Annotated in this window: 1 protein-coding gene; it reads right to left on the bottom strand. The window is 68.4% G+C overall.

Translation table 11 applies throughout. The features are described 5' to 3' along the window. Window positions 1-80: 80 nt before the first annotated feature. Window positions 81-13,196: an amino acid adenylation domain-containing protein gene (locus tag FW796_RS30045; protein ID WP_446440554.1), complete on the bottom strand. Its 13,116-nt coding sequence runs from the start codon at window positions 13,194-13,196 to the stop codon at window positions 81-83. Window positions 13,197-13,309: the final 113 nt, after the last annotated feature.

The raw sequence follows: 13,309 nt of genomic DNA, 5'->3' as shown, positions 1-13,309 counted from the left end.
GCCCTGGACCACCAGTTGCTCGCCCTTGAGCACCAGTTGCACGTCCTTTTCCTTCAGTGTCGCCAACAGTTCGATCACGCTCACAGGATGATCTCCATTCGTTCGGTCATTGCCGCGTAGCCCGCCAGGGTCGGTTGTTCGAACAGCGCCCTGACATCGGCTTCCATGCCTTCCTCGCGCATCCGGCTGATCAGGCTCACCGCCAGCAGCGAATGCCCGCCCAGTTCGAAGAAATGATCGTGACGCCCCACCCGCTCGACATTGAGCAACTCGGCCCAGAGCCGGGCCAGGGTGATCTCCATGTCACCGATGGGCGCCTCGTATTCGCGCACCAGAGCCGCTTCCCGCCCCGGAACCGGCAAGTCCTTGCGCGCCAGCTTGCCGTTGGGGCTCAAGGGCAGCGCCTCCAGGTGCACGAACAGCGCCGGCACCATGTAGTCCGGCAGGTGCTCCAACAGCGCCTGACGCAACTGCTCCACGGCCAGGGCCGGGTGCCCGGCGGCGCAGGTGTAGTAAGCCACCAGGCGCTGGTCCCCGGGCACGTCCTCCCGGGCCAGGACCACCGCTTCCTTGACCCCGTCCAACTGGGTCAAACGCGACTGGATTTCCCCCAGCTCGATGCGCAGGCCACGGATCTTCACCTGATCGTCATTGCGCCCCAGGTACTCGAGAGTGCCGTCGGCCCGATAGCGACCCAGGTCGCCGGTGCGGTACAGACGCGCACCGGGCGCATCGCTGAACGGGTCCTTGAGGAAGCGCTCGGCGGTCAGCTCATCTCGATTGAGGTATCCCCGGGCCACCTGTACCCCACCGATGTACAACTCGCCCACCACCCCCAGGGGCACCGGTTGCATCTGCCCGTCCAGCAGGTACATCCGGGTGTTGGCGATGGGCTTGCCGATCGGGGTGTTGTCCGGGGTCTCGGCCAACGGTCCGGCGCAATCCCAGGCGGTGACGTCCACCGCCGCTTCGGTGGGGCCATAGAGGTTGTACAGGGCGACCTGCGGCAACTGCTGCTTGAAGCGCCGTACCAGGCTGCCCGGCAAGGCCTCGCCGCTGCACATCACCTGGCGCAGGCCGCTGCAGTCCCGGGTATCGCCATAGGCCAGGAACACATCGAGCATCGACGGCACGAAATGCACGGTGCTGATGCCTTCGTCGCGGATCACCTGGCGCAGGTAGGCCGGGTCCTTGTGCCCTTCGGGCCGGGCCATCACCAACCGTGCACCGGTGAACAGCGGCCAGAAGAATTCCCAGACCGAAACGTCGAAGCTGAAAGGGGTCTTTTGCAGCACCGCGTCGGCGGCCGTCAGGCCGTACTGCTCCTGCATCCACAGCAGGCGGTTGACCACCGCCCGGTGCTCGTTCATCGCGCCCTTGGGCTGGCCGGTGGAACCCGAGGTGTAGATCACATAGGCCAGATGGCTCGGGCTCAGTCCGGGGCGTTGGGGATTGGCCTGGGGCTCCTCGCTCCAGACCCAGCGGTCGAGTTCCACCAGGGGCACCCTCAGCCCGCCCGCAAGAGGCCGGCCGCCAGCCTGCACCAGCACGGCCTGGGGCGCGCTGTCCTGGAGCATGTAGGCGATGCGCTCGGCGGGGTACGCCGGGTCGATGGGCACATAGGCGCCGCCGGCCTTGAGGATCGCCAGCAGGCCGATGACCATCTCCAGGCCACGCTCGACACAGATCGCCACCCGGGTATCGGGGCCAACCCCCAGTTGCAGCAGGTGCCCGGCCAACTGGTTGGCCCGCTGGTTGAGCTGGCGATAGCTCAGGCGCTGCTCCCCCGCCTGCACCGCCAGGGCTTCGGGGCTGCGCAGCACCTGGGCCTCGAACAGCCCGTGCAGGGTCTGTTCCAGGGGGTAGTCCCGGGTCGTGGCATTGAAGGTGTGCAGCAGTTGCTGGCGCTCAGCTGGCGGCAGGATCGGTACCTGACGCAAGGGCCGCTGGGGCGCCTGTTCCAGGGTGTCCACCAGCGCGCACAGGGCCTGCTCCATGTAGCCGCAGATGCGCTCGGCGCCAATCCGCGCCAGGGTCATGGCGGTCAGCCGGAAGCCCTGGCCGAGGTCATCGACGTTGAGGCTCAGGGGGTAGTTGGTGCGCTCTTCGCTGTGCAGGGTCTGGATGCCCTGCCAGGCCTGTTGCACCGCCGGGCTCGGCACTGCGTCGCTGCCGTGGCGGTAGTTGAGCATGGCGCTGAACAGCGGCAGCGGCGCGACCACGCCGCTGCAACGCTGCGCCAGGGCCAGGGAGGCATGCTCGTGCCCCAGCAAGGCGCTGAGCCGGGCGTGGGTCGCCTTGACCGCCGCCCGGGTGCCGCTGTGGTCCAGGTCGACCCGCAACGGCAAGGTGTTGATGAACATGCCCAGGGCCCGGTCGGCCCCCAGTCCGCCTTGCAGGCGTCCCAGCAGCACGGTGCCGAACACCACGCGCTCCTGGCCCGAGGTGACGCTCAGGACCCGGGCCCAGGCCAGGTGGAACAGGCTCGCGGCGCTGACCCCCAGCAGCCGAGCCTGGGCCCGCAGGCGCGCGCTCAGGTCGGCGTCCAGGGTCCGTTGCAACTCTTCAATGGCCTCGCCGTCGCCCTGCACGTCCTGCAGGCCGAACGGCAGGGTCGGTTCGTCGATGTCCCCGAGCATCTCGCGGAAGAACGCCTCGTGCTCCTCGCGACTGACCCCCAGGCGGGCCTGGGCCACATAGTTGCGATAGGGAATCGCCGTGCCGACAGGCTCCTGCCCCAACAGACAGGCCTGGATTTCCTCGCGAACCACCTCCAGGGCGGTGTGGTCCAGGACGATGTGATGGAACAGCAGGATCGCCACCGTGCGCTGCCGGACCGGGTCCTGGGCATGGACCAGGCGCATCAACGGCGCCCGGGTCAGCTCCAGGCGCCAATGCCGGGCATCGAAGCGTGCATGCAATTGTTCGAGAATATCGCCCTCGGCCGGATCGAGGATGACCTCCTCCACCGCCACCCGGGCCCGGCGCCAGACCACTTGCAGCGGCTGTTTCAGGCCCTCCCAGAGCACCGCGGTGCGCAGGATGTCGTGGCGTTCGCCCACGCGCTGCAAGGCCTGGGTGAAATCCTCCAGGCGCTGGCGGTCGGCGAAGGCCAGATGGGATTGCAGCAGATAAGGATCGCCCTGGCGGGCGCTCAGGTGGTGATAGAGGATGCCCTCCTGCAACGGCGCCAGGGGGTAGATGTCCTGCACGTTTTCCACCCCGCCCGGCACCGTGGCGACGATGCGCTCGATGGCGTCCTGGTCCAGCTCGATCAGCGGCAGCAGCTCTGGGGTGATGCTCTGGCAATCGGTGCCGATCAGGTTGGCCGGCACCTGCACCTCGCGGCCGCTGCCCACGGCAGCGGCCAGGGCCGCCAGGGTCGGCTGGTTGAACAGCACTCGCACATCGGCGCTGAGGCCGATCTGGCGCATGCGCTCGATCAGGCTCACCGCCAGCAGTGAGTGCCCGCCCAGTTCGAAGAAGTGATCGTGGCGTCCGACCTGTTGCACCTGTAGCAGCTCGCTCCAGATCCGCGCCAAGGCGCTTTCCACCTCGCCCTGGGGCGCCTCGAATTCGCGGCTCAGCCAGGCTCCCTGATCCGGTTGCGGCAGGGCCTGGCGATCGAGCTTGCCGTTGGCGGTCAGGGGCAGCGCCAGCAAGCGCACATAGGCCACCGGCAACATGGAGTCCGGCAGTCGGCCCTGCAGGTGATCTCGCAGGTCCTGGAGATCCAGCTCGTGGTTGGAAACCTCGGCATGCTCGGTGAAGTAGGCCAGCAGACGCCCTTCGCGCACCAGTACCAGGGCCTCCTTGAGGGCCGGGTGGCTGAGCAGCGCGGCCTCGATTTCTCCCGGCTCGATGCGCATGCCGCGCACCTTCACCTGATCGTCATTGCGCCCCAGGTAGTCGAGGTTGCCGTCGGCACGCCAGCGGGCCAAATCGCCCGTGCGATACATGCGCGCGGTGGGCTCGGCGCAGAACGGGTCGTCGAGGAAGCGTTCGGCGGTCAGCGCATCGCGATTGAGGTAACCCCGGGCTACCCCGGCGCCGCCCACATAGAGTTCGCCGACCACCCCCAAGGGCACCGGGCGCTGCTGTTCGTCCAGCAGGTAGATCCGCGCATTGGCCATGGGTCGGCCGATGTGCAGCGAGCCGCCCACCGCGATTGGGCCGGACGTGGCCACCACCGTGGCTTCGGTGGGCCCGTAGTTGTTGATCACGGCAAACCCCGGATCGGCCGGGAACTGGCGCAGGCGGTCGCCGCCGATCAGCAAGGTGCTCAGGGTCGGGTGCCCCTGGCCCTGGCTGAAGACGTACTCGGCCACCGGGGTCGGCAGGAAGCTGATGTCCAGGGGCTGGGCCCGCCACCAGCCGAGCAACGCTTCAAGGTCCTGGCTGCCCACCTCGGCCGGTGGCAGGTGCAGGGTGGCGCCGCTGCACAGCGTCGGCCAGACCTCCCAGGCCATGGCGTCAAAACCCAGGCCGGCGACGCTGGAACTGTGGCGCCCCGGGCCCAGGTCGAAGGTCGCGCAGTGCCAGTGCAGCAGATTCTCCAGGCTCTGGTGCTCCACCATCACGCCCTTGGGCTGGCCGGTGGAGCCGGAGGTGTAGATCACATAGGCCAGGTGCGCCGGAGTCAGCCCCGGCACCCGCGGATTGTCCAGGGGCGCCTCCTGCCAGACGCAGCGATCCAGATCGATCTGCGCCAGGCCTGGAATGCCCGGCAGCTCGCCGATCGCGCCCTGCACCAACACCGCCAGGGGCGCGCTGTCCTGCAGCAGGTAGGCGATCCGCTCCGGCGGATGGCTCGGGTCGATGGGCACATAGCTCGCCCCGGCCTTGAGAATCGCCAGCATGGCCGTCAGCAGTTGCGGCCCCCGCGGCAGGCACAGCGCCACGCGCTCGTCGGGGCCGGCCCCCAGTTCCAGCAGTTGCCGGGCCAGTTGATTGGCCCGCTGGTTCAGTTGCCGGTAGCTCAGGCGCAACGAACCTTGCACCAGGGCCACGGCCTCGGGAGCATCCTGCACCCGGGCCTCGAACAGGCCGTGCAGGGTCTGTCCACGGGGATAGTCAGCGCCGCTGGCATTGAAGCCTTCCAGCAACTGCTGGCGCTCCGCCACCGGCAATACCGAGAGCTGCCCCAGGTCCAGCTCCGGGGTCCATTGCAGGGCATCGGCCAGTTGCTCCAGAACCCGGAGCATGTAACCGCCCATGCGCTGTGCGCCCATCGCCGACAGCGCCAGCAACGACAGACTGAAGCCCTGGCCCAGGTCGTCGACGCTCAGGCTCAGCGGGTAGTTGCTGCGCTCCTCGCCCCCCAGCAGCTCGACCCCCTGCCAGATATCCAGGCCATCGCCCCGTCCGGCGTCCGCCACGCTGTGCCGGTAGTTGAGCAAGGCACTGAACAGCGGCGAACTGGCTGCCACCCCACTGCAGCGCTGGGCCAGGGCCAGGGACGCATGCTCGTGGCCCAACAGGGCGCTGAGCCGGGCATGGGTCGCGCGGACCCCGGCACGCACGCTGCCGGCGTCCACATCCACCCGCAGCGGCAAGGTATTGATAAACACCCCCAGGGCCCGGTCGGCGCCCTCACCGCCCTGCATCCGCCCCATCAGCACAGTGCCGAACACCACGTGCCGGCGATTGGACACCTGCCCCAGGACCAGGCCCCAGGCCAGGTGCATCAGCGCCGCGGCACTGACCCCCAGCTGCCGCGCCTGCTCCCGCAGGCGCAGGCTCAGGGCATCGGGCACAGGCACCCGGGCCTCTTCGATATCCCGGCCATCGCCTTGCACATCCTCCACGGCAAAGGCCAGGGTCGGCTCGTCGACATCACCGAGCATCTGCCGGAAAAACGCCTCGTGCTCGGCCTGACCGGCCCCCAGGCGCGCCTGGGCCACGTAGTTGCGATAAGGCACCGGGGTGCCCAGGCGCTCGCCGCGGTTGAACAGCAGCGCGCGCATTTCCTCGCCGATCACCTCCATGGCGGTGTGATCCAGGGCCAGGTGGTGGAACAGCAGAATCGCCAGCACCCGCGACTGCCCCGGGACCCGGGCATAGACCAGGCGGATCAGCGGCGCGCGGGCCAGGTCCAGGCGCCAGTGGCGAGCGTCGAAGCGTTGCTGCAGCTGCTCGAGCAGATCGCCGTCCGCCGGGTCCAGCACCTGCTCCAGAACCTGCAGTTCGGCCTGCCGCCAGACCACCTGCAACGGCTGCGGCAAGCCCTCCCAGAGCACTGCGGTGCGCAGGATGTCGTGGCGCTGGATGACCTGTTGCATGGCGCCGGCGAAGCGCTGCAAACGCTCCAGGCTGTCGAAGGCCATTCGCGACTGCAGCAGGTAGGGATCGCCCTGCTCGGCACTCAGGTGGTGATAGAGAATGCCCTCCTGCAGCGGCGCCAGGGGGTAGATGTCCTGCACGTTGGCCACGCCGCCGGGAACGCTGGCCACCACTCGGTCGATGGCCTGCTGGTCCAGTTCGATCAGGGGCAGCATCTGCGGCGTGATACGCAAGCAGTCGAGGCCGATGGCGTTGGCCGGCACCTGCACCTCGCGACCGCTGCCCACCGCGGCGGCCAGGGCCGCCAGGGTCGGCTGGCCAAACAGCACCCGCACATCGGCGCTGAGGCCGATCTGGCGCATGCGCTCGATCAGGCTCACCGCCAGCAGCGAGTGCCCGCCCAGTTCGAAGAAATGATCGTGACGCCCTACCCGCTCGACCTTGAGCAGTTCGCTCCAGATCCGTGCCAGGGCCGTCTCCACCTCACCCTCGGGGGCGACGAAGCCGCGGCTGAGCAGGGCCGACTGATCCGGCGCCGGCAGGCCCTTGCGCTCCAGCTTGCCGTTGTTGGTCAGGGGCAACGCGTCGAGGCGCACATAGGCCAGGGGCACCATGTAGTCCGGCAACTGCTGTTGCAGCGCCTGGCGCAGGGATTCGGCGGACGGTTCCGGGGCGTCGGCCTGCACGGTGTAGTAGGCCACCAGGCGCTTGTCTCCGGGTTCGTCCTCGCGGGCCAGGACCACGCCTTCCTTGACCCCGGGACAGGTCAGCAAGCGGGCCTCGATCTCCCCCAGCTCGATACGCAGGCCGCGGATCTTCACCTGATCGTCATTGCGTCCCAGGCATTCCAGCACGCCGTGCTCCAGCCAGCGGCCCATGTCCCCGGTGCGGTACAGCAGCGCCTGCGGGTGGTCGCTGAAAGGGTCGCGGATGAACTTCTCGGCGTTCAGCTCGGGACGGTTGAGGTAACCCAGGGCCACGCCATCGCCACCGATGACGATCTCGCCCTGGGCCCCCAGGGGCAGCGGCTGCTGGCGCTGATCCAGGACATACACCCGGGTATTGGCGATCGGCCGGCCGATGGGCACGTGCTCGGCGTCGGCCGCCAGTTGCCGGACCTCATGGGTGGTGGCGTAGGTGGTGGTTTCGGTGGGGCCATAACAGTGCACCAGGCGCAGGTGCGGCGCTTGCGCCAAGAGCCGGCGAAAGGCTGCCGGGTCGCCGCGCTCGCCGCCGCAGAGGAGTATCCGCAAGCCCTTGAGGGCCTCGGGAATCAGCTGCACATACTGGTTGAACAGCGCCGTGGTGACGAACAGCACCGTGGCCCCCAAGGTGCTCAGGGCGTGGCCCAAGCGCGCCGGGTCCAGCAGGGTGTGGTGATCGATGACCAGCACTCGCCCGCCGTTGAGCAAGGCCCCCCAGACGTCCATGGTGCTGGCGTCGAAGGCCGGGTTGGAGGCGAAGACCACCCGGTCCTCGGGGTTGAAATCGGCGTAGCCGTTGTTGATCACCAGGCGGCTGATGGCTCGGTGCGGCACCCGTACCCCCTTGGGCGTGCCGGTGGAGCCGGAGGTGTACATGATGTACGCCACGCTCTCGGAGGACTGCGGCAGGTCCGGGTTGTGGGCGGGCAATGCGCTCAGCCGCAGGCGATCCAGGTCCACGCGCCGGGCCGGGCCATCCAGCACCTCGTCACTGCGGGTCAGCAGGACCACGCTGTGACTGTCGCTGACCATGAAGCCCTGGCGCTGGGCCGGGGCGTTGATGTCCAGGGGCACATAGGCCGCGGCGCACTTGCTGATGGCCAACTGGCTGAGCAACAGGTCCAGGGAGCGCGGCAACAGAATCGCCAGGTGGTCCCCGGGCTGCACCCCCAGCTCCAGCAGGTGGTGGGCCAGCTGGTTGGCCCGGGTATTGAGCTCGGCGTAGCTGAGTAGGGCATCACCCTCCACCGCCGCCACCCGCTCCGGATGGGCCAGGGCCTGAGCTTCGAACAGTTGGTGCAGGGTCTGCCGGCGTGGATATTCACGGGCAGTGGCATTGAACTCCACTAGCAACTGCCGGCGTTCGGCCGGGGGCACCGCCGGGATCTGGTCCAGGGCCATGCCCGGCATCTGTTCCAGGGCCTGGGCCAAGTGTTCCAGGACACATTCCATGTAGCGGCAGACCCGCTCGCCATTGACCTGGGCCACCGCCTGCAGGGTCAGGCGCAAACCCTCGCCGTCATCGTCGATGTTCAGCGCCAGCGGGTAGTTGCTGCGCTCCTCGGACGCCAGCACGCGAATGCCGTCCCAGGTCGCCGGCCCCTGATCGTCAGCGTCCTCCGGGGGACTGTGACGGTAGTTGAGCAGGCTGTTGAACAGCGGCAGCGCCGCCGGCACGCCGCTGCAACGCTGGGCCAGGGCCAGGGAGGCGTGCTCATGCCCCAGCAGTTGCGCCAGTTGCTGATGGGTACGGCCCAGGGCCTCGGCCACGCCCTGGGTGCCCAAGCCGACCCGCAGCGGCAAGGTGTTGATGAACATGCCCAGGGCGCGGTCGGCCCCCGAGCCGCCGTGCATGCGCCCCAGCAGCACGGTGCCGAACACCACGTCGTCGCGGCCGGACACTTGCCCCAGGACCCGGCCCCAGGCCAGGTGCATCAGGCTGGCGACACTGACCCCGAGGTTCCGCGCCTGCTGGCGCAAACGCCGACACAGTGCCGGCTCCAGCCGCAGCTGCTGCTCGCAGATGCCGCTGCCGTCGCGATTGACGTCCTGCAGGCCGAACGCCAGGGTCGGCTCGTCGATGTCCCCCAGCATCTCGCGGAAGAACGCCTGATGTTCCTGTTCGCCGAGCCCCAGGCGCGCCTGGGCCACATAGTTGCGGTAAGGCGCGGCAGGCGGCAGCTGCGCGCTGCGGCCTTGCAGCACCTCACTGATCTCTTGCACCAGCACCTCAAGGGAGCTGTGGTCCAGGGCCAGGTGATGCAACAACAGGATGCCCAGCCAGCGCTGCTGGTCAGCGTCCCGGGCACAGACCAGGCGCAGCAAAGGTGCCCGGCCCAGGTCAAGGCGATAGTGACGGGGGTCGAAACCGGCCTGCAGTTGCCCGAGGATCGTCCCCCGGGCGGGGTCCAGTTCCAGCACTTCCAACTCCAGGGGGGCCTGGCGCCAGACCACTTGCACCGCCTCGTCAAGGCCTTCCCAGACCAGGCTGGTGCGCAGGATGTCGTGCCGCTGGATCACCTGCTGCAAGGCCAGGGTAAAGGTCTGCAAGACGTCGTCGCTGGCAAACTCGAACTGCACCTGGAGCACATAGGGATCGCCCTCGACGCTGCTCAGGTGGTGATACAGGATGCCCGCCTGCAAGGGGGCCAGGGCATAGATGTCCTGAACGTTGGCCACGCCACCGGGCACCTGGGCCAACACCTTGTCGATGGCCGCTTGATCGAGGTCCGCCAGGGGCAGCAGCTCGGGCGTGATGCGCCGGCAATCGGCGCCGATCAGGTTGGCCGGCACCTGCACCTCGTGCTGCCCACCCACGGCGGCCGCCAGGGCGGCCAGGGTCGGCTGGCCGAACAGCACCCGCACATCGGCGCACAGATCCACCTGCCGCATGCGTTCCATCAGTTTGACCGCCAGCAGCGAATGGCCGCCCAGCTCGAAGAAATTGTCCTGGCGACCGACCTGGGGCAATTGCAGCAGCTCCTGCCAGATCCTCGCGATGGCCTGCTCCACCTCGCCCTGGGGCGCTTCATAGTCGCGTCGGGCGACCGCGGCGCTGTCCGGCGCCGGCAGGGCCTTGCGGTCGAGCTTGCCGTTGGCGGTCAGGGGCCAGGCCTGCAGCAGCACGAAGGCGCTAGGCAGCATGTAGTCCGCCAGACTCTGGCGCAGTTGCTCACGCAGCTGCGCGGCGCCCGGGGCCGCTCCCGGCCGGGGAATCACATAGGCCACTAGGCGCTTGTCCCCCGGAGTCTCTTCCCGGGCGATCACCACCGCCTCGCCCACCCCGTCGCAAGCGGCCAGTCGCGCCTCGACCTCCCCCAGTTCGATGCGGAAACCGCGAATCTTCACCTGATCGTCGTTGCGCCCCAGGTACTCCAGGCTGCCATCGGCGCACCAGCGGGCCAGGTCGCCGGTCTTGTACAGCCGCGCCTCCGGCCGGTTGCTGAAGGGGTCGGCAATGAAGCGCTCGGCGCTGAGTTGATCACGGTTGAGGTAACCCCGGGCCACCCCGGCGCCCCCCACATACAGCTCCCCCACCACGCCCGTGGGCAAGGGCTCCCGGCGTGCATCCAGCACATAGAGTTGCAGATCGGGAATCCGTCGGCCGATGGGGCTGCTGCCCACCCATTGCGCGTCCGCCGCCTGCAACGGCCGGTAGGTCACGTGCACCGTGGTTTCGGTGATGCCGTACATGTTCACCAGTTGCGTGCCGACGTTCTCCAGCCGGGCGTACCAGGGCTTGAGCATCCCCGGCTCCAGGGCTTCGCCGCCGAAGATCACCTGGCGCAGGGAATGCTTGAGCCCGCTCTGGCCCTGGGCCGCAATCAGCGAGCGGAAGGCGCTGGGGGTCTGGTTGAGGATGCTCACCCGGGCCTCGCACAGCAGTGTGTAACAGGCTTGCGGGGAGCGGCTGACGACCTGAGGTACCACCAGCAACTGGCCGCCATGCACCAGGGCGCCCCAGATCTCCCACACCGAGAAGTCGAAGGCGAAGGAATGGAACAGCGCCCAGACGTCGCGCCAGTTGAAATCGAACCAGTCGCGGGTGGCGGAAAACAGCCGGGCGACGTTGCGGTGTTCCACCATCACCCCCTTGGGCAGACCGGTGGAGCCGGAGGTGTAGATCACATAGGCCAGGTTGGCCGGGGTCAGCCCCGGCACTTCGGGGTTGTCCTGGGCCTCATGGGCCAGGGTGCGACTGTCGAGGTCGATCAGCGGCACCCGCAGGTCGGCCACCAGGGCCTGGGTATCGGCCTGCACCAGCACGGCCACCGGGGCGCTGTCCTCCAGGGTGTAGGCGATGCGCTCCCGGGGATAGGCCGGGTCGATGGGCACATAGGCGCCGCCGGCCTTGAGGATGCCCAGCAGGCCGATGATCATTTCCAGGCCGCGCTCGACGCAGATCGCCACGCGCTGGTCCGGACGCACACCTAGCGCCAGCAAGCGATGGGCCACCTGATTGGCGCGGCGGTTGAGCTCGCCGTAACTCAAGCGCTGCGCCTGGAAAAGCAGCGCCGGCGCCTCGGGCTGGACCCGGGCCTGGGCCTCCACCTGTTGATGGATCAGCGGGCTGTCGGGGTACTGCCCCAGGGGCGTGTTCAGGCCCTGCAGCAGGTAACGCCGCTCGCTGGCCGGGAGCATTTCCAGGCTGTGCAACGGCGCCTCGGGGTTGCTCTGCAGGGCCAGGGCCAGGCTTTCCAGAGTGGTCAGCAGGTAGCCGCTGATGCGCTCGGCCCCCAGGGTGGCGTCCACCAGGGCGGTGATCAGCAGGTCCTCGCCCAGATCGTCGATGTTGACCGTCAGCGGGTAGTTGGTGCGCTCCTGGGCGCCCAGCACCTGGATGCCCGGCACCAGTTCCTGGACTTCGTCGCCATCGGCCCCGTGGCTGTGGCGGTAGTTGAGCATGGCGCTGAACAGCGGGGTCGGCGCACTGACTCCGCTGCACCGCTGGGCCAGGGCCAGGGAGGCGTGTTCATGGGCCAGCAAGGCGCTCAGCCGAGCATGGGTCGCCAGCACGCCGGCGCGCACGCTGTGCGCCCCCACATCCACCCGCAACGGCAGGGTGTTGATGAACATGCCCAGGGCCCGCTCACCGTCCTCGCCCACCTCCATGCGCCCCAGCAGCACAGTGCCGAACACCACCGCCTCGCGCCCGGACAACTGGCCCAGGACCCGGCCCAGGGCCAGGTGCATCAGGCTCGCCACACTCACGCCCAGTTGCCGGGCCTGGCTGCGCAGGCGCCGGCTGAGCTGGCGATCCACTGGCAGCCGGTGCTCTTCGATGCGCCGGGTTGCGCCCTGCACATCCCCCAGGCCGAACGGCAGGGTCGGCTCGTCGATGTCTGCGAGCATGTCGCGGAAAAAGGCTGCGTGCCGCTCTTCGCTCTGCCCCAGACGGGCCTGGGCCAGGTGGTTGCGAAACGGCACCGGCAGCGGCAGTTGCTCGCGCTGCCCCTGCAGGCAGGCCTGGATTTCCTGGCGCACCACATCCAGGGCGGCGTGGTCCAGGGCCATGTGATGGAACAGCAGCAACGCCACCTGACGCGAGTTGACCGGGTCCTCGGCGTGCACCAGGCGCAACAGCGGCGCCTGGCGCAGGTCCAGGCGGAATTGCCGGGAGTCGTAGCGCTGCTGCAACTGAGCCAGGGCATCGCCCCCGGCAGCGTCCAGCTGCAGTGCTTGACACTGCAGCGGCGCCTGGCGCAGGACCACCTGCAGCGGTTCATCGAGGCTTTCCCAGGCAATCGCGGTGCGCAGGATGTCGTGGCGCTCGATCACCCATTGCAAGGCCTCGGCAAAGGCTTGCAGCCGCTCCGGACTGGCAAAGGCGAAACGCGCCTGGAGCACATAGGGATCGCCCTGGGGCGCAGACAAGTAGTGATAGAGCATGCCTTCCTGCAGCGGTGCCAGGGGGTAGATGTCCTGCACATTGGCGGCGCCACCTGGCACGCCGGCGACGATGCGATCGATGGCCGCCTGCTCCAGCTGCACCAGGGGCAGCATGTCCGGGGTGATCCTGAAGGCCGGGCTCAGCCAGTGGCCGCCCTGCTCGGTCACTCGCTGCAGAAGTTGCGCCTTGTGCTGGATCAGGCTGTCCCAGAGTGCGTCGTCCAGGGCCTCGTCATCGCCCTGCACCAGCAGATCCTCGCCGTCCTGTTGAAGTCGGATCGCGAGGGTCGAAAGAACGGCCATCAATTCGCTGAACTGCATGTCGTAACCTGCCTGAGAATTCGGAAATGGTTGAAGAGAACGTCCTTGTTTCAGATGCAACCTTTCAGAGGCGGCGCAGGGCCCGAACGCTGAGCGGCCAGCGGCTTGGGCAA

Source organism: Pseudomonas sp. 910_21, assembly GCF_052850735.1.
This window is presented reverse-complemented; position numbering and strand designations above follow the sequence as displayed.